The organism is Enterococcus sp. 9E7_DIV0242 (assembly GCF_002140975.2).
In the GTDB taxonomy this organism is placed as follows: Bacteria; Bacillota; Bacilli; order Lactobacillales; family Enterococcaceae; genus Enterococcus_L; species Enterococcus_L clewellii.
Map to the genome: position 1 here is coordinate 3418742 of NZ_CP147247.1, position 19727 is coordinate 3438468.

Consider the following 19727-nt stretch of genomic DNA (forward strand, 5'->3'; position numbering starts at 1 on the left):
CCTGGGGAGGAGAAACATGAAAAATAACATCGTTCATCTGATTCGACTCTCCATGCTCCTGTTGCTGACTGTCGCAGGAACAGCTGGTGTTCCAACTAGCTTTGCGGCAGAGAACGGTGGAGCAGTCCAAACCAATGGAGTCATTCAGTTTTATGAAGAAACAAGTAGTAGTTCGACGACACCGAGCAGTTCAACAAGCAGCTCTACGGTGGCGAGTACCTCTTCGTCAACACCCATTACGGTACCTTCCTCTTCAGAAGCACCCGTCACAAAGCCTACTGGGAAATATCCCTCTACAGGGGAATTGGTGAAGACAAGCTTGGCAGTGAGTGGTTCTGCACTGGTTGTCCTAGTGGTTCTGTTCTTCTTCTGGAAGCGTAAGAAGGATGCGAAGGAGGAGGGGAACGGATGAAATTGAGCATATTTTCAGTGAGTCTGCTTGCTCTCCTGTCTTTCGGAGTGATCCATTCCGGAACGACCGCTTATGCAGACCCTAATGTGACAAACAATGGTGTCGTAGAATTTGAAGGTGGCTACGGCAAGGATGTACAGGACCCGGAAAAACCGGGAAATGTCGTTGATCCTGGCCCAAGTCCCAGTACCGATGGTCCGTTGCGGATTGAATTTGTTCCTCAACTAGGCTTTGGTCAAAACAAGATCACGAAGGGCGACCGACTCTATGAAGCGAATGCTCAACTGTTCTTTGGCGATACAGGTCCTAGAGGAAACTTTATTCAGGTTTCCGATTATCGGGGAACCCGCGGTGGTTGGACCCTTCAGGTCCGTCAAACGGCACAGTTTGAAAACCCGAACACATTGAACAACCAGTTAAAGGGTGCAGTGATTTCCTTTGATAAATCCTGGGTCAATTCGACATGGGATCTATCAAAAGCCCCAAGTGTGTCTAAGGATATTATTCAACTCGATAATATCGGAGACACCTATACCTTGGCAGAAGCGGCCCAAGGTAAGGGAGAAGGAACGTGGTTGATCGAGTTTGGTGCCTCAGAAGAGAACACCAACGGTCAAGCCAATACCTTAAGTCCAAGTCTGACACCTAGCGGTGAACAGATTGTCGACCCGGCATTTGAAAATAAGCCTGTTTACAAGAACAGCGCTGTTACGTTGTCTATACCGGAGGCAACAAAAATCGACCCGGTACCTTACACCACGGTGTTAACTTGGATTCTATCCGAGTTGCCATAAATGCAACAAACAAACTACACACACATATCTTAGGAGGAAAACACACATGAAAAACACACACAAATTATGCGGCGCTGCCCTATTAGCAGTAATTGGATTCGCAGTAGCAGCACCAAGCGCAACACAAGCAGATACTTCAGTAAAAGGTGACGGTATCGTGGAATTCGAGAAAGGTACAACAAAACCAGTTACACCACCGGATACTGATGGACCAGTATTGCCTTACCCACCGGCAAACCCAGATCCATCGGATCTGAAAATCGTTGCAGTAACACCTTTGGACTTCGAAAAACATGCGATTCTAGCGGACGGAAGCAGCCAGGATTACGATGTTAAGGCATTCAATGATGCAAACTTTGGCGACATGGAAAACTTTGTAGAATTCATTGATAACCGTGTTGACGGCACAGACAACACATACAAAATCGAAGCCGAAATGACACAACAGTTCACACAAGGAAGCAGCGTATTAACTGGTTCTACACTCACGTATAAAAACGTTCGTGTAGCAACAAATGGTACGGATGGTGAGAATGCATTGGCTCCATTAGGTGTAGAAGCTACTCCAGACGCTCTTGAGCTTAACCAAAAAGTGCTATTCCTGAACCATACAGATGCAACTTCAGGCAGAGGATTCGGACAATACAAACTAGCTTTTGGTAAACGTGATATTGCTGCGGATGCAGAAGGTTCAGCACAAAAATCAGTTACTTTAACTGTACCAGGAACTGTAGCTAAAAAAGTAGGCGTATACAAAGCTGAAATCACTTGGTCAATCACTGCTGCGCCATAGATCGCAGAGTAAACAGAAATGATAGTAAAGTAATGAGTTCCCCCCGATTTTATCGGGGGCTCATTTCTGATTGAAGGAAGGGAAATTATTTTGAACAAAAAATGGTCAGTTTTTATTTGTTTTTTATACATATTTTCAGTACTAGGCATTACAATGACCGCTCATGGAGAAGAGAAATCAGAAGTTCTTAGCGGTGGTGGCTTCAGCTTTGAAGTGGTTCAGCCAGAGAATCAACGAGATAAAAATAAGGGCTACTTTGATTTACGGATGACTCCAGGGCAACAACAAACTGTCCAAATCAAATTGGTCAATCCGACAAACATAGAAACAACAGTGAGTGTCAAATTGAATGGGGCGAAAACCAACAAAAATGGGGTGATCGAATATGGACCAAGTACCATTGAAAATGATGCTTCGTTGATCTCCCCATTTGAAAATTTGGTCAAGGGACCGGATGAGGTCAAGATTCCGGCCAATAGCGAGACAACTCTGGATTTGGAAATCACTATGCCGACAGAAGCGTATGATGGGGTGATCACTGGTGGGATCGAGCTGCAGAACTTAAGTTCTGATGCGGAAGAAAATCAAACTGGAGCAGTTATCAATAAATATGCCTATTTGATTGGTATGGTTTTATCAGAAACCGATACAGAAGTGAAACCGGATATGGCATTAAACAAGGTCTATCCAGAGCTAAGCAATTACCGCAACTCGATTTTTGTCAACTTTTCCAATACACAGGCGGCCATTGTTGATGATATGACAATTGATGCGCAGATCAGTAAAAAGGGCTCAGATGAAGTTCTTTATGACACAAAGTCTGCTTCGATGCGTATGGCACCTAACTCAATGATTGATTTTCCAATTTCGATGCAAGGTGAGCGTATGATTGCCGGTGATTATACAGCCAAAATCGTGGTAACGACTGAAGCGGATCGATGGGAATGGACTGAGGAGTTTAAAATCACCGACGAGGATGCCGATAAGTTCAATGGAGAAGACCTAAATCTGCTGCAAGAACAAGGGGTTGATTGGAAGCTGATCGCTATGATCGTGGGCGGAGTCTTTCTTTTAGTCGTTATCGTATTTGTGCTGATTCGTCGATTTAGCAGTAACGGTAAGAAAAAGAAAAAGGGGAACAAAAAACAGTCAAAGAAGAAATCAGGGAAAAATTGAGAGATGAATGTGGAGGATAGATAGATGAGTGTATTGGATTGGCTATTTATAGGGTTACTGTCAAGTGCTATCCTCTTTCTGTTGTTTATGGTATTAACTGTGATAGGTACGTTTTTGACTGGGCGCAGTCTAAAGCAGTTGAAGAAAAAGAGAGTCAGGAATAAAAAAAAGCGGAAGAAGTTGAAACGTACGATCCGACAGTTGCAGGATAAACGAAAACGGCAATGGGGTAACGTCTTTCTCTTACTGATTCTTACACTCGGTCTTGGCGGTGGGGCATTTTATGCCCGCTACTATCAGGGTACGACGTTAAATGAGAGAGATTCCGATGGCATCGTTCAAGGGTACTATTTAGTAGAGGAAATCTCTGGTCAGCTGGAGAGTATTGACAGTGCAGAAAGCGCAACGAAGGTCATCAGTAACATCAAGGAACTGTCTGGTCGTTTGGCCAGTTATGGGTCGCGAAGAGCCAGTGCCCGATTGACGCTGGAGAACCAGCGCTTGTTAAACAAGCAATACACCTATATGAAAGAGTTGGGCATCAATATCAATGGCCAAGCAGAGTCCTTTTTAGACGATGAAGAGAAGCTGACAAGTTTCAAAGAGGATTTGAAACGAACGCAAGACCATCAACAGAAGGTCCTAAAGCAGTTTAAGATTGATGAAAATTCATTGAAGAAAAATGGATAGAAACTAGGGATCACCTATGGGCGAAAAGAAGAAACAGACACGGAAAAAATCAGAAACTTTAGAAGCGATAGGGCATCCAAATGTCGCATCAAAAAAGGCAATACGAAAAAGGCAAAAGAAGCGAACGGTTCATCGAAAAACAAATACGAAGCGAAAAACTATAGCCAAAAATAATGTGAATCAGCTAACGAAAGCTGTAAAACAGAAACGAAAACGACGACCTAAGCAAAAAAAGCAGGTCAAAAAAATTCTGTTTCAATTAGGAATCAGTTTACTTCTGACCGCTGGTCTGGTGTATCTGATTTCCCTATTTACTTTTACTATCCAGCAAATGGAAGGGTACATGATGGCGCCAACAGTCGCTGATGGAGAGATCCTATTTGTCAATAAGCGCCGAGCAATTCGTCGCTTTGATCTGGTGCTTATCAAGGATGAAGGAGACAGCTCTCTTTCGGTGCGACGTGTGATTGGCTTACCTACAGAGCGGCTTTTCTACAAAAATGACGAGCTATTTGTCAATGATATCTATCAGGTGGAGCGCTTCTTAGAGAAGAAACTATATGAGAGCCATCAAATGGGGATGATCCTTACACCAGATTTCACCTTGTCTCAAGTGATCGGAGAAACGGTGATTCCGAAGGAAGAATACTTTGTGATGGGGGATAATAGGACGTATGCACAGGACAGTCGGGACTATGGGACGGTGAAGAAAACACAAATCATTGGTGTGATTAAAATGAGGCTGTTTCCTTTTCATAAACTGAGCGGACTTTAGGTTCTTACTTATAAGGAGTAACGGAATGGAACAAAAAAATAATAGAAGAAAACGAAAAAAGGGTGCTGGAAACAGACCCTACAGAAAAAAGAGAAGCACGCAGAAACAGGCATCCAAAGAACCGCAGTCATGGCTGATCAATGGTCTACTGGTGATGTTTCTTGCTGGGATTCTCTTTTTTTTATTTGCGTTTCAAAAGCATACAGTTGATGGTGTTTCGATGGCCCCGACTTTGAAAGATGGAGATCGGATCATCATTCAGAGGACACAAGAGCTGCAACGCTATAATCTGATTACCTTTGAACCGAAGGATCAACCAGGAAAATCGTTTGTCAAGCGAGTCATCGGGTTGCCTGGAGATGCCATACGAGTAGGGGAGAACACGCTCTATCTGAACGGAGATCAGTCCTTCTCCCCAGATACGGATGATTTACCGGATGGAACGCTCAAAGTATCTATTGCTTACGAGGTTCAGTATGCATTGACTGGATTGACAGAAATTCCGGAAGATCACTATTTTGTCTTAGGAGATAATCGGATTCAATCAAATGACAGTCGGAGTTTTGGGCTGATTTCGAAGAAGCAAATCGAAGGAATCGTTGTTTTTCGTTACTTTCCGTTTGCTTCGATTGGATTGCTTCGTTAAATGAATACCCAATTACTTGTGAAGAGACATTGAAAGGGAAAGGAAGACATATGGATAAAAAAGGAAACACATTTATAAATGAAAAGGGACGATGGCTGTTTTTGGGGTTTGCCTTGCCAGTTGTCATTTTGATTCTTGCCTATGGTCTGATTGGGATTTATCCAGGCAGTGAAAAAAGCATCATGGCTAGTGATTCCTTCAGTCAGCTGAGCAATTTCTTTGCCAGCTATAATACCATGTTAAAGGGAGAGGAGAGTATCTTCTATACCTGGTATGCTTCATTTGGCTTGAACTACTGGTCATTTATTTCCTATTATTTAGGGGGGATTTTTACACCACTGGTGTATTTCTTTGATAACCAGCAGATGCCGGAATTTCTCTATTTCTTAACCTTGCTTAAATTCGGGTGTTCCGGTTTGGCGTTTTGTTATTACAGCTTGGAGACCTTCAAGCTGCCGAAATGGGGGCCTGTTGGGCTGAGTATTTCCTATAGTTTGATGGGGTTTACCTTGGCCTTTTCAGAGATGGTGATGTGGTTAGATACCTTCATTTATTTGCCATTGATCATTCTGGGGATTCATCGGGTACTGGAGAAACGAAAACCAGCACTGTTGTTTGTTAGTTATGTCTTGTTATTTATTTCCAATTTTTATCTGGCGTTCATGGCCGGGTTCTTTACGTTCCTTTATTTCTGTGCACGCGCACTATTGTTGCAAAAAGGGCAACGAAAACAGCCGATCGTTATGTATCTGACGACCTCCTTATTAGCAGGTGGGGCATCCATGGCGATGGTGTTGCCCGCCATTTTGGATTTGAAAAACAATGGGGAAGCGATGTCGAAGGTCCAAACGATCCTGACCGATGGCACCGGTCCATTGGACTTGATTGCCAAGAATTTCGTAGGGGTCTATGATACAACGATGTTTGGGGCAGTCCCTTTTGTATTTGTTGGGTTACTGTCTTTGATCCTCTGTCTGTATTTCTTTGTCAGTAGACAGACCACGAAACGAGAGAAGTTGGTTTATGGCGGTTTATTCGCTGTTCTGATTCTCAGCTTCTACTGGGAGCCGTTGAATCTGTTCTGGCATGGTCTGCACACGCCGAACATGTTTCCGTTTCGTTATAGCTTCGGCTTTTCTTTTCTAGTGATTGCTTTAGCAGGTTATGGCTGGGAGCGACTGGACAAACAGGGAATCGATCGGCTGTTGAATAATGTATTCATACTGGTCTTGTTGTTTACGGGTGTCAAATTAGTCGGTTCGTACAGTGGGTCCTACACTTATGTGACTATATTGTCCTTTGGGGTGACAGTGATCCTCTGCTTTGGCTATTTGGGTCTCTTGTTTTTACAGAAAAAGCGCTACACAAAATGGCTAGGCGTATTGTTTGTTCTTGTTATTAGTGTAGAGAGCGGGATCAATACGTACGGTATTTTTTCCGGCATTGAAGGCGAGTGGTCTTATCCGACAGTTGCGCTATATAACAGCTCTCATAAGGAGATCAAGAACTTGGTGGCGCAGACAAAGGCAGAAAATGAGTCCTTCTATCGTATGGAAACCTTAGATCCAGTGACAAAAAATGATAGCTTGGCTTATGGTTATAGTGGCGTGTCCATGTTTTCATCTATCCGAAATCGGCATTCATTGTCCTACTTACATGATTTAGGGTATCGTTCTTGGGACACAAATCTACAAATCAGTTATCTGAACAATACATTGTTAATGGATGTTATTTCAGGGATCAAATACAACCTGACCAAAGAAGACATGCATAAGTTTGGTTTTACTAAGAAAGCAGAAAGTGGCGAGTATGCGCTCTATGAAAATACGTATGCGATGCCCTTAGGTGTACTGACAGATGAGCAGGTCTATGAGGAAGGGAAAGTACAAAGCCAGACCTCTTTATTCAATCAACTGGCAAAGAAAGACTTTGACTACTACACTTTTATTGAGCCGGAGATGGTGGAACTGGACAATGTCGAGTTGGAAGAATCTGAAGGATTGGAGACCTATCGGGCGGAGGATGAAGAGAAACATTCAAAGAAAATCGTCACTTGGGAAGCTGTGATTCCGGCAGGAAAACAGGCCTATCTCAGCCTTTATCCCTATAACTACGAGGATCTGGAGACAGCGAATATTGAGCTGAAGGTTAATGGGACCAGTCAAAAGACTCGAATCAACATGACGGGTCAATACTACGATTTGGGAATGTACGAAGAAGAAACAACCATAGAATTTTCAGCGACTTTCACAGGTGGTACCGTATTCAGTTTTTTGACACCGGATATCGCTTTACTGGATATTGACTTGTTTGAAGAAGCGGCTACCACGATTCAAGAAAAGGGGGTTGCTTTCACTGTTTCTGGACGTACGGCAAAGGCTGAGGTGGTAACCGACGAAGAGCAAGTATTGTTTACTACAATCCCCTATGATCAAGGCTGGACAGTCTCCGTAGATGGAAAGCAAGTTGAGATACCTCGTTTTAAGGATGCCTTTTTGACTGTGACTATTCCTACAGGAACCCATACAGTTGCGTTTATCTATCTGCCACTTGGGTTAAAAACCGGTATACTACTAACGGTTAGTAGCCTTCTTCTTTTCAGCGGCTATCTGTTTGTCTTGAAGCGAAGAAGAAACGATCCATTTTATCAAGCATCGGTTGTTAGTGTAGGTGGCAATGGTCCGAAGCCAGCAAAAGAGGCTGAAAAAACTGATCCATCTGAATTTTCTAAATTGAAAGAAGCAAGCATTGAAGGCGAGAAGCCAGCGAAGGAACAATTTAGCAATTTTTCCGCTGAGTCGAACTCTAATAAATTTGTTCAAGAGAAAGACCCTTTTGATAATGATTCGTTGATGACTAGCTTTACTTTTAGTGATAGAGAGAATGAGTTTGGTTTTCAAATGGAAACGAAAACGGAAATAAAAGAAGCGTTACTGTTAGATGATCATGTAAATGAAGAACGGGATGAAGTCTCAGAATAACCGATTGGCTGAGCGAAAGCTTTTTTCGTTTATAAATAAATAGTTTTACAGTGCCGAGAGTGGGAGAAAATATTAGAAAAAATATTTGATGATTATTTATACGAATTAAAGATGATTGTATTTATTTTGCTTCCATTTGAAAATTGGCAGTACATCTTCCGTAAAAAATCCAAAAGTGGCTAGTCTATTTATAGAAATAATTTATTACTCAATGATTAGTGTTTGTCTACATGTAACGAATAATCACAAGAATAAAGAAGTAGAATAGCCTAGTTTATCCCTCAAGATCAACTTGATTAATAATTGATTAACGAGCCACTCTGCATTCTTTAATATGACAGAGTGTGGCTTGTCAGTCGATTATTTTCGTTCTGTTTAGCGCTAGCAACCAAAAAGGGGGGACTCAATTCTTTTGTATAGTGTCTTTTATGTCGAGGCAAATTGGCTATTGTATAGATTGGCGTAAAAAGATTCCTGATTCAATAGCTGTTGATGGGTTCCCTTTTCAATAATATCGCCGTCCTTCATGACAAGGATCAGATCGGCATTTTTGATTGTTGATAGGCGGTGGGCAATGATAAAGCTTGTTCGTCCCTGAGTGAGGTGATCCATCGCTTGTTGAATCAGCTTCTCTGTCCGTGTATCTACACTGGAGGTCGCTTCATCCAGAATCAAAATACTTGGATCAGCCAATATTGCTCGAGCGATCGTCAATAACTGTTGCTGCCCTTGAGAAATTTCATTTCCTTCTGAGGAAATCAGGGTATCATATCCTTGAGGCAGCGTGCGGATGAAGTGGTCACACTGAGCAGCTTTAGCTGCAGCAATGATCTCTGGACGTGTTGCATTGGGCTTTCCATAGGCGATATTTTCAGCAATCGTTCCTTGATAGAGCCAAGTGTCTTGCAGCACCATCCCGAATTTTTGACGAATGCCTGCAGAAGAATAGCGTGTGATATCCACATTATCGACCGTGATCTGTCCGCCGTTCAATGGATAGAAACGCATCAGCAAATTGATCATAGTCGTTTTCCCTGCGCCGGTCGGTCCGACAATCGCCACACTTTGCTTAGGTTTGACGGTAAAGCTGACATCCTTCATCAGCTGTTTCTCTGGTGTATAGCCAAAAGCAATGTGCTCGAAAGCAACTTCGCCATCAACCGTTTCGGGAACTGGTAACGGTGTGTCTGTTTCGACTTCCTCCGGTGCATCCAAGATTTCAAAAATCCGTTCCAATGCCGCTAGGGCACTTTGCAGCGTGTTGATGATATAAGATGCTTGAGTTACTGGTTCAGAAACCTGATTGATATATTGGAGATAGGCTTGGATCAATCCAATCGATAGCTGACCGCTGATAACTAGAAATCCACCGACAACGGCACTTATCACGAAGCCGATTTGGTTGATAAAACGAATCAATGGATTAATGGCAAAGCTGACAAACTGAGCTCGTTTAAACGCCTCGAATTGTTGGTCGTTTAGTTTATCCATTTCTTCTTGAACCATGGCTTGCTGATTATAAGCTTTTATGACCAGATTACCGGAATAAAGCTCTTCTGCTTTAGCTCCAACGGCACCTAGCGCTTCTTGATTCTCTGCAAAATACTGTTGGTTCCTCATTGCCAATTTCTTTGTTGTATAACTACTGATCAATAGAATCAACAAAATACCGATCGTCAATAGTGGACTTAATATCAGCATAGCGGCCACACCAAAGACGATACTGATAATAGAAGTGATCAGCTGCATCAAACCGACCTGAAGTACCTCAGATACTTTATCAAGGTCTAAGATCGTTCGGCTAAGAATATCCCCTGTTTTGTACTGGTCATAAAAGCCAACAGGTAGCTTATTTAGTTTATCTGTAATTTGCTTACGCAAGGTCAGGATCAAGGTTTCACTGACACTGGCCATCGTGTACTCCTGCAAGAGAGAAAAGAGACTGATCAATCCCCAGCCTACAAGCAGCAAAATAACCGGTAGTCTTAATTCCAAAACAAAGGTTTCGAAAGTAAAGCTTTCGGAACGGATCAGAGCAATCAGATTATCTAATCCCCACCCTAAGATCAATGGCGTAACAGCCATCAGTGTAGAGAAGCAGAAGGCGGAGAAAATAATCAGGGTGAACTTACTTTTTTGTTGGCTCAAAAGCTGCAGGAGTCTGCGGCTTGTTTGTTTTAATTCTTTTGGCGTATCCATTGTTTCTTTATGATTTTTTTTAGTCATGGCTACTTCCCTCCATTCCTTGTGATACGGCAAATTCCTGATAGGTTTTGCAGGTTTCCAGCAATTGCTGATGCGTGCCTTTACCAACAATTTTCCCTTCATCAAGAACGATAATCTGATCCGCATCTTTGATGGTAGAAATTCGCTGGGCAACGATGACGACAGCTGTTTCCTTTAGGTACGTTTTGAGTGCTTTTCGTAGGTTGGCATCTGTTTGGTAATCCAAGGCTGAAAAGCTGTCGTCGAAAAAGTAAAGGTCCGCTGGCTTGATCAATGCTCGAGCAATACTCAGCCGTTGCTTTTGACCACCGGAAAAGTTACTACCCTTTTGAGCGACGACTGACTGGTATTGTTGCGGCAAGGATTCAATAAAATCCTTTGCCTGAGCAACTTTTGCTGTCATTTCTATTTGTTCAAGCTCCGCATTAGGATTGCCAAACAAAAAATTATCCATGATGGTTCCGCTAAAAAGTAGGGCTTTTTGAGGTACATAGCTGATTTTATCTCGCAGTTCAGCTTGAGTAACTTCACGGACATCTTTTCCAAGAAAATTGACAGAGCCTTGCGCAGCATCCTTCAAACGAAGTAAGGCTTTGGCAATCGTGCTTTTTCCTGAACCAGTTCCGCCGACGATCGCAGTGATTTGTCCGCGGTGAATGTTAAAATGAATATCCTTTAAAACCGGCTCTTCCGCGCCATCATAGGCAAAATCAACATGGTCGAAGGCTGCGACAATGCTTGTAGACTGTTCACTGAAGTGTTCAGTTCCGTCACTGATCTCATTTTCTGTATAGAGGACTTCTTCGATTCGGTTCAAAGAGGTCAATGCTTTTGGAATCATTACGATGACCATTGCAGCCATAGTCATAAACCAGAGACTGAGGACGGTATATTCAATGATTGCTGTGATACTTCCGACGGGCAGATTTCCAGCACCGCTCAACCAACCACCAAAGGAAAGGATAGCAGTCATTGATAGCCCCATGACCAGATTGACGGTTGGATTGAGAACAGCAAACAGCTTGTTGACACGAATCATAACGATCGAATAGTCCGTAAATGCTTGATCGGTACGAGCTTTTTCATCCTGTCCTTTGTCAAATGCTCGAATTACTTTGACGCCTGTGTACATCTCTCTTAGGATGCGCATCATTTTATCAACATTTTTCTGCATAACCTCAGCGAGCGGGATAGCTTTACGAATAACAACTAAAGCAATGACTGAGAACAGGATAATTGCCGCAATCGGTATCCAAATCATCTTGACGGAAACTGTACCCGTCAAAATGATCGAAGCAAGGACGATCAATGGTGCCGGAAGGATCATTTGCAGCGTCATCATAAGAATCTGTTGAATGTTGTTGATGTCACTAGTTGTTCGTGCCAAAAGTGTCGGTGTACCGAACGCTTCAACATCTGTGACAGATAGCTCCTGCGTTTTTTTAAATAATTTTTTTCTCAAAAAATGACCGAATTTACCGGCCAGATGTGCGGAGTAATAGCTGGATAAAATAGAAAGGACACCGGTAAGCAAAGCTGCTAACAGCATCCAGCCGCCATAGATCAAAATGGCCTGTCTATCCTTTTCAAGTATCCCGTAATCGATAATGCTTGCGACAAAGTGGGGAACGAGCAAGGTTCCAAAGGATTGTAAAACCATTAGAAGAACGACTCCGAATACTATTTTGGAATGATTTTTAGAAAATAATTTTAGTTGTTGCATTGTTTTTTCCTCCTTCTTTCTATTGAGGAAGTCAATCGAGTAATACCATGACTTCTCTTTTTGGGTGGTCCGCTATTTGATTCCCTAGCAGTCTAGATAAAAAGGAAATAGGCCTCCCGTATTAGATGAAAAGCGACCAAGAAAGGGTCGGCTTGTTCTCTTTTTTCAGTAATCCATATTTTATGAATACGATGAAATAGAAGAGCCAATTGTTCGTAGTTAGAGCAATTGGTGCTGTTCGCGTAGTGGATTTTTTCGTCCGATTCATGTATATGAATGCAACGAAAATAAATTGTAATTGTTTATACTTATGTCAATTACCACTGTTCGTGCAATGGATTTTTTCGTGTGATTCATGTATATGAATACAACGAAAATTAAATGTAATTGTTCGTACGTATGTCAATTACCACTGTTCGTGCAATGGATTTTTTCGTGTGATTCATATAGAATAAACTGTAACGTTACGTTACAGTCAAGTGGTGGAGGTGAATTTTTTTGGAAAAATTTTTATCAATCAGTGAGGTTGCTGAATATGCGGGGGTTAGTCGCCGGACATTGATTTACTACGATCAGATCGATTTATTTAAACCAAAAAAAATTGGAGAAAATGGGTATCGCTATTACACGTTTGATCAATATGGAGAAATCGATGTGATCCTGATTTTGAAGGCATTGAACATGCCATTAGATGAGATACGAACCTTTTTAAAACGACGCAATCCTGAATACACTCAAAAAGAGTTGCTGAATCAAAGAGAAAAGGTGACTAAAAAAATTCAGGAACTGGAACAGATTCGTACAGCATTGGATAGCTATATCAGTCGCCATGAAAAAATAGAAGCTGCTGATTTTGAGGCACTGATTCTTGATTATCGAGAGAAGGAGCATTTTGTCGTTTCTGAACTCATTGAACCAACAGACGGTTCTTTGGCCTTTCAAGTGTATTCCCGTTTCTATGCTTTGATACAATCTAGAGATATTTTCAGCGGCTATCCAATCGGTTTTTTAGTGGATGGTCGTGTGATTGAAGAGGAAAATATTCATACAGGTCCTTATCGGGCCTTGATCCGAATACCAGAGGAACGGGTAGCGTTGTACTCAGATAATCAACTTATTGTTCGCCCAGCAGGCTATTACCTTTCTGGCTTTGTCAAAGATGAAATTCATCAGTTGACCGATTTCAGTGATCGTTTCAAGAAGTATCTGGATGAACATGACTTGGTGGTCGATGGGGATATATGGGAATTGGCGTGGCAGGATGAGATTGCTACAGCGAATCAAGAACAACAGATTTTTGAAGTGATGCTTCCAGTCAAAAGCCGTTCAGGAAAAGCGTTGGAAAAGCAGTAAAGTATAAGCGGAAAAAGATAGAAGCATGTCAGAAAGGGACATGAAAAAAGGACTCTGTATTTTTGACGATACAGAGTCCTTCAATAAAAAGCTACAAATCAAATCTTTGTTTAAATATATAGGCTAATACATGGTCGAAATTTTCCTGTGAAAAAGTGACACTATAAATCAGTTCAAGCGAACGCAGTTCATTGTATAGACGTTGCTCAGTGTCCGATACAGGGGTGACTAGTTGTTCAAAAACGGACTGGCTGCTCTGCTTCAAACTATCGATCACGCTAGCAAGGTGGCACATCAGGCCGATTTTTATTTCAGTTGAAATCTCCAACGCCAATTGTTGCTCTACGGCAATGATCCAGTTTTTGATATTTTCCAAAAGAATCGTCCCGTCTAGATTTTGAATCAGGGGCGCAACATTTTGAATGGCCAGATTTGAGGTAAAGTCAAAATCAATCAGCTGTTGCATTCGTTCCAAAGCATCACTGTTAAACGCTTGAGAAACATTAAAATAGGGACAGCGAAGGGTTGTGATTTTGAAGGTACTCACGTAACAAAGAATTTCTCCTTGCTGTTTTACAGATAACAGTTCCTTTTCGAGCATCGCTTCATCTGTTATCTGGAATGACCGAATTTCAACAAAATCATCGTACCGGTTCAGTTGCTTGTTCAACAGCTCCTTTAATAATCGTGCAGAGCCGCTTCCCGTTGTACAGGCAGTCAGAATAAAGCTCTTCTTCGGGGAAATTGTTGTTTCGCCTTCTTTAGCTGTTTCTTCCATATGAGTAATCTTGCGAATGTCTGTAACGATTTCATTCAGGGTGTAGCCAAGATGAGCTTTTCGACTGGCTTCAAGGACATGTAAGGTACTTACTAAATCCACACATCGCACGTGCTTCTCTGTATTTTTCTGAAGTTCATCTGCAAAATTTGTTAGTGAGCCCATATCAGATAGTATAAGAATATCTGTATTTGGGATTTGACTCAGATAAGCTTCGATTTCAACCAGCATACTTTTCGGTTTGCAGGTTAATGGCATGTTGAAAGCAATTACTGCTTGATTTCCTAACAAGTCATTGACAAGATCGGCCATACTGGAGGCAGTCGCTTCTCCATGGGCAACAACGAGTATTTTGACTTTAGCAGTTTCCTCATTGATGATTTGTGGAATTAGAAATAATGTTAAAAATCCTACTTCGTCATCGGGGAGTTTAATGGCTAAATCGTTCTCGATGATTTCTTTATTCTTATTTGCGATATCATAATACATTTTTTGCTGCTGCTTGATTTCATCCAGCTTGGGATTGATGATCCGATGTCCGCTTTTGATACGCGTTAACAGATTGTGCAGGTGGATGGCTAACCCTGATACTACACTATCTGAGTAGCTGTCAGGATGCGTCGAGGCTGCTGTCAAAAAACGTTTTGCTGTACTGAAAATCTCATGACCGACCAAATTGACGACGCTGTCATTGTTGTCGGTTGTATGTGTACTCAAAGAATGGAAGAAATCTTGAATCGTCATATCAACCACTTCTTTCGTCGCTTTGGCGTTCAAACCAATTTTTTCCATATCAGTGATTTTGTGATCGATCAATTGGTAAATATCGTGTGGCTCGTTTTGCGAAAAAGGCAAATGGTTTTCCTGATCCTTTTGAAAGTCGACAAAACGGGTCGAGTAAGCGGCAGTCAGCTTCCACAGATCACTTCTTTTCTCAGAAGAATAGAGTCCCTCTTTGATCGTGTCAGGTAGATCATAGCTAGTAATCGTCAAGGCTTCCTGTTTACTGGAAAGAGAACGAGCATAGCTTTGCGCGCACAGCAGCTGGACATCTGTTTTCAATTGTCCAATATTACTTGGACAAGGATAACTGAGAAGGCCACGAAGAGAGTTCATTGAAACCTTTATATTACGGTTTAAGTTATGTGCTTCGTCACTAAAAAAATCTGTAATAAGATTGAGCCGTTCATTTAATCCCCGCTCTTCCAAAGAAGGTAAATGGATTTTCATCGGGATTCGACGGGTAAAGGTTTGTAAAAGTGCTGAGTCGATATCTTCTGTTGTCGCACAAATAAGCTGTACATCAGCTGTTCTGTCAAAGGAGGTTTCACCTAAAGCATGAAACACTTTTTTATCAATAAAGGTGAAAAGCATTTCCTGTGCTTCCGGACTGAGACGGTGGACCTCATCAAGGAAAAGAATACCGCCGTCCGCTTCTTCGATCAGTCCAGTGCGACTGACGACAGCTCCTGTATAAGCGCCTTCACACACGCCAAAAAGCTGACCGAGAATCAGCTGTGGGTTACTTGCGTAATCGGCACAATTGAAGGTGATCAGTTTAGCCGTTGGAGCGATTCGATGCTGTTCCAGGGAAAAGCGGTAAATCACTTCCGCAAACATACTTTTACCTACACCGGTTTGTCCGCTGAGTAAAATATGCATCCGCTGTGGCGGATATAAAACAGCAGCCTTGGCTTGTTCAATGCTATTTTTCAGACTGGGATTTTTTAAGCTGAAAGGATCGATAGATGAGAGGTGTTGCTGCTCGGGCAATGAAAAGTGAACCGGACGACTTCCTTCTTTTTTTAACCGTTCTTGCTTGACCAAGGCGTTGAGATCACTGCTGGCATTGGCTCTGTCTATGTGTAGCTGATTAGCGATTTCCTGTGCGGTCACTGTCGTTCCTTCAGGGAGTTTTTTTATGTATTGATAGATTGTTTCGATTCTTCCCATCGTTTTCCTCCTACTTTGTTCATATTAGATAGATTGTAAACGCTTTAGGTGCTTCTGTCAAAGTTGTGTGTTTTGTTTTCCGAAGTGTGTTGCAGACGACACACTTCGTTGCTTTTTATCAGAAAAACGGATAAAGTGTTTTGTTTTTGAATAGAGAAAAGTCTTTTATAACAGTCAGACATTTTTTAAAATAGGGATTAAAACGGAGAAATAGAGGCTTTTATACGATGAGTAAAGTTGTGAATATCATACAGCAGTGAATAATTTTAGTGTGTTGGCATAGGAATTGCTTATAGAGAATATGTGAAGGTGAAAGGAGGAAATGAATGGAAAACGAAGTAATGCAGATCATTGTTTATGCTGGCAATGCGCGGTCCTTGGCTATGCAAAGCATTCGTGCATCAAAGCAAGGCGATTTTTCAGAGGCAGAACATCTGATGACAGAAGCAAGAAGTAACCTAAAGGAAGCGCACCATACTCATGCGAAAATCCTAAGTGCTGCTTCGGATGAGCAAACACCAATTGATTTAACTCTATTTATGGTCCATGGTGAAGATCATTTGATGTCTGCGATCACAACGATCGATTTAGCTGTTGAATTTACGACAGTTCATGAGGAATTGAAAGAGTTGAAAAAGCATGTCACATTGATGAAAGAAGGAGAGCGCCCATGAAAATTATTTTAGCTTGTGCAGGTGGTATGTCTACGGGAATGTTAGTCAATCGAATGAAGGAGTATGCAGGAAAGCAAGCAATTGAAGCAGATATCGAAGCTTATGGATTAAGTGAACTAGAGGATTACGTGGCTGGAACAGATATCATCCTTTTGGGTCCTCAGATCGGGTTTCAGAAAGAAGAGGTCGAACAAAAATATCCTGGTATTCCTATCGAAGTCATCGATATGATGGATTATGGGATGATGAATGGGGAAAAAGTATTTAAGCTTGCCCAAGCGGCAATCGAGAACAAGTAAAAAAGGAGTGTAAACATGGCAAAAGAAAAGAGTTCATTTGGACCAAAGCTGAATAAAATGATTGTGAAATTTTCGAATAATTTGATTATTAAAACTGTTGCTAATGGGATGATGCTGACCTTGCCGATTACGATTGTCGGCAGTTTACTGATGGTGGTGCAGATGATTCCGAATCTTCCGGATATTATCAATCAGGCTTGTACGATCGGAACAACGATCACCAGTAATTTTATTGCTCTGTATATCGTGTTGGGGATGTCTTATGTTTTGGCAAGAGAAATCAAGAGCGATGTACCGGCATCCATGATTTTAGCTGTCGCAAGTTTTTTGATCGTCACACCGATCACCAATTTTGATGTTGGGGCTGAAAAGCCTGTACAAGCAATTGAACTAGGTTATTTGGGATCAAAAGGGATTTTCGTCGGGATGATCGTCTCGATCTTTATTACTTGGGCTTTTGCAAAGCTCTCAGAAAAGAAATTATCACCTAAAATGCCCGACAGTGTACCGCCGTTTATATCCAAAACCTTTGAAGCGATTGTACCCGCAGCTATTCTGTTTGTTTTGGCAATTATTGTGAGTTTATTGTTCTCCAGCACATCCTACGGAAATGTGCATGATTTTATTTATACGATTCTACAGGCACCGTTACAGACATTGGGTGGTACGATTTGGTCCGCATTGTTCATCATGTTTCTTTCTGAATTGCTTTGGTGGTTCGGTATTCATGGAAGTAATGTCACCGCATCGATTATTACCGTTTTATATGCTTCTCAGGCGTATGCCAATATGGAAGCTGTTGCGGCTGGAGAGACAGCGCAAAACGTGATCAACTCCTTTTTCTTGGATGCTTACAAAGGACCACGTGCTTTGGCCCTGGCAGTGATATTGATTTTTGTTTGTCGGAGTGAGAAGTTCAAGTCTATTGGGAAAGTATCGATTGTTCCGAGTGTTTTTGGTATCACAGAGCCAATGAAGTTTGGTATTCCACAGATTTTGAATCCGGTATTGTTTATTCCGTTGACGCTGGCAGCACCGTTGTGTATCGCTATTGCCTATGTAGCAACACTTATTGGTTTTCTGCCAATTACCAGTTTGAGTGTTCCGCGAAATCTCCCGACCTTCCTGACTGGGTTTATGGCCGGAGGTTGGCAAGGGTTGGTCGTTCAGTTGATTCAATTTGTGGCAGTCGTTCTTCTTTATCTGCCATTTATGAAAAAACTGGATCTTCAAGAGACCGCTCAGGAGCAAGCCGTACTGGAAGAAGCTGAAAAAAATGAAAATACTGTTGATTTAGAAGCAGAACAAGGTACACTGTAATTATGATGAAAATGATAGAAGTATATAGAAAAGAAGACGAATTGTTTCTTGATTTGAAGGCAGATTTTTCGGGTGATCTAGTTGTCTATATTACAAGTGACCTGAACGGAGACACAAAAGAAAAGGAGATACGTTGTACTTTTGAAAAGGGGGTAGCAGGGCCGGTAATTGAACTTAAAATGAAACGCACATTTTATCAAACGGTTTTAGGAGAAGACCATTATTTAGGCGCGGAACGGCGTATTCCAGTCGCTGGTCTTTACAATTGTCGGGACTTAGGCGGTTATTCGACTGTTGATGGGCGTATGACTAAGTGGGGGTTGATCTATCGCTCGGATGCGCCCGATCATTTGGATAGTACAGATTGGACGTATTTGAAGAATATGAAGCTAGCTTCAGTGATCGATTTGCGTTCTCCGGCAGAAATCCGTTTGAATCCGGATATTGCAGTTGGTGAGCGCCATCACTACGAATTCGATCCGCATGCGCTTGTAGCTAGAAAAGCCAGTGAAACACCTTCTGATAAATCTAACAAAGACAAGCAAAAGGTAGAAAAACTCGTTGAGTTAGCAAAAACGAAAGCGGGTCAGGAAAAGCTCGTCGAGATGCAGCAGCAAATGGTTGGCCAGATGCGAGAGCTGGTACTTTCTACAAAAGCGAAGGAAGCTTATGCGGAGTTCATGCAGATATTGCTGCGAGGAGAAGTGCCAAATTTGTTTCATTGCCAAGGCGGGAAAGATCGCACGGGTTGGGCGGCAGCGATCATTCTAGGATTACTAGGCGTGGATCGTGAAACAATCTATGCGGACTACTTTTTGACGGACCGCTATAATCGTCCAAGAAATGAAAAACGAATGGCTATCTATAAGCAATATACGGATGATTCTTTTGTTTTGGATTATCTGGCTTCCTTGCAACAGACAAAAGCCACTTATCTGGACAGTGCTTTCCAAGCGATGGAAGAAACCTATGGCACAATGGAAACCTATGCAATCGAAGCGTTAGGGATGACGCAAGAATCGATTGAAAAGCTGAAAGAGCTGTATTTATACGAAAAATAATAAGTAGAAATAGGAAACACCCGGATCTCTGACAGCATTTCAGCGATTCGGGTGTTTTACTCAATACATTCGG

16 protein-coding genes are annotated in these 19727 nt (G+C 41.9%); 13 read left to right on the forward strand and 3 right to left on the reverse strand.

The features are described 5' to 3' along the window. The first annotated feature begins 16 nt into the window (after positions 1 to 16). The 8 genes from A5888_RS16150 to A5888_RS16185 all read left to right on the forward strand — a co-directional run bounded on the left by A5888_RS16150 (position 17) and on the right by A5888_RS16185 (position 8267). A complete protein-coding gene (locus A5888_RS16150) occupies positions 17 to 412 on the forward strand; it encodes an LPXTG cell wall anchor domain-containing protein (protein ID WP_086350803.1) in 396 nt (131 codons plus the stop codon). Beyond that, complete coding sequence (locus A5888_RS16155; RefSeq protein WP_086350802.1) at positions 409 to 1206, forward strand: WxL domain-containing protein; 798 nt, start codon at positions 409 to 411, stop codon at positions 1204 to 1206. The genes A5888_RS16150 and A5888_RS16155 overlap by 4 nt, the downstream gene beginning before the upstream one ends. A 46-nt stretch (positions 1207 to 1252) precedes the next feature. After that, positions 1253 to 1999 (forward strand): WxL domain-containing protein, encoded by a 747-nt coding sequence (locus tag A5888_RS16160; protein WP_086350801.1) that lies wholly within the window; start codon positions 1253 to 1255, stop codon positions 1997 to 1999. A 90-nt stretch (positions 2000 to 2089) separates the two neighbouring features. Beyond that, complete coding sequence (locus tag A5888_RS16165; RefSeq protein WP_086350800.1) at positions 2090 to 3175, forward strand: DUF916 and DUF3324 domain-containing protein; 1086 nt, start codon at positions 2090 to 2092, stop codon at positions 3173 to 3175. A 24-nt stretch (positions 3176 to 3199) separates the two neighbouring features. Further along, a complete protein-coding gene (locus A5888_RS16170) occupies positions 3200 to 3865 on the forward strand; it encodes a hypothetical protein (RefSeq protein ID WP_086350799.1) in 666 nt (221 codons plus the stop codon). A gap of 16 nt (positions 3866 to 3881) precedes the next feature. Next, a complete protein-coding gene (gene lepB, locus A5888_RS16175; RefSeq protein WP_086350798.1) occupies positions 3882 to 4640 on the forward strand; it encodes a signal peptidase I in 759 nt (252 codons plus the stop codon). Between the two features lie 25 nt (positions 4641 to 4665). Next, positions 4666 to 5286, forward strand: coding sequence for a signal peptidase I (gene lepB / locus A5888_RS16180; protein ID WP_086350797.1), 621 nt, complete (start codon positions 4666 to 4668; stop codon positions 5284 to 5286). A gap of 50 nt (positions 5287 to 5336) precedes the next feature. Further along, positions 5337 to 8267 (forward strand): YfhO family protein, encoded by a 2931-nt coding sequence (locus A5888_RS16185; protein WP_086350924.1) that lies wholly within the window; start codon positions 5337 to 5339, stop codon positions 8265 to 8267. A gap of 426 nt (positions 8268 to 8693) precedes the next feature. On the opposite strand, the gene A5888_RS16190 is transcribed toward A5888_RS16185, so the two are convergent. After that, entirely contained in the window at positions 8694 to 10493 is a 1800-nt protein-coding gene (locus A5888_RS16190; RefSeq protein WP_086350545.1) for an ABC transporter ATP-binding protein, read from the reverse strand. Next, positions 10486 to 12216: an ABC transporter ATP-binding protein gene (locus A5888_RS16195; RefSeq protein ID WP_086350546.1), complete on the reverse strand. Its 1731-nt coding sequence runs from the start codon at positions 12214 to 12216 to the stop codon at positions 10486 to 10488. The genes A5888_RS16190 and A5888_RS16195 overlap by 8 nt, the downstream gene beginning before the upstream one ends. A 498-nt stretch (positions 12217 to 12714) precedes the next feature. Between A5888_RS16195 and A5888_RS16200 the strand changes: the two genes are divergently transcribed. Continuing rightward, a complete protein-coding gene (locus A5888_RS16200) occupies positions 12715 to 13569 on the forward strand; it encodes a MerR family transcriptional regulator (protein WP_086350547.1) in 855 nt (284 codons plus the stop codon). Positions 13570 to 13660: 91 nt separating this feature from the next. Here A5888_RS16200 and A5888_RS16205 read toward each other — a convergent pair whose 3' ends face one another. Then, a complete protein-coding gene (locus A5888_RS16205) occupies positions 13661 to 16300 on the reverse strand; it encodes a sigma-54-dependent transcriptional regulator (RefSeq protein ID WP_086350548.1) in 2640 nt (879 codons plus the stop codon). A 326-nt stretch (positions 16301 to 16626) separates the two neighbouring features. Here A5888_RS16205 and A5888_RS16210 point away from each other — a divergent pair, with 326 nt between their 5' ends. The 4 genes from A5888_RS16210 to A5888_RS16225 are packed head-to-tail and all read left to right on the forward strand — an operon-like array spanning position 16627 to position 19654. After that, the gene (locus tag A5888_RS16210; protein WP_086350549.1) at positions 16627 to 16974 is read left to right on the forward strand and encodes a PTS lactose/cellobiose transporter subunit IIA; all 348 of its coding nucleotides are present in this window, start codon (positions 16627 to 16629) and stop codon (positions 16972 to 16974) included. Continuing rightward, a complete protein-coding gene (locus tag A5888_RS16215; protein ID WP_086350550.1) occupies positions 16971 to 17273 on the forward strand; it encodes a PTS sugar transporter subunit IIB in 303 nt (100 codons plus the stop codon). Before A5888_RS16210 ends, A5888_RS16215 begins: the two co-directional genes overlap by 4 nt. A 15-nt stretch (positions 17274 to 17288) precedes the next feature. After that, complete coding sequence (locus A5888_RS16220) at positions 17289 to 18593, forward strand: PTS sugar transporter subunit IIC (protein ID WP_086350551.1); 1305 nt, start codon at positions 17289 to 17291, stop codon at positions 18591 to 18593. 2 nt (positions 18594 to 18595) lie between these two features. Continuing rightward, a complete protein-coding gene (locus A5888_RS16225; protein ID WP_086350552.1) occupies positions 18596 to 19654 on the forward strand; it encodes a tyrosine-protein phosphatase in 1059 nt (352 codons plus the stop codon). Positions 19655 to 19727 lie beyond the last annotated feature (73 nt).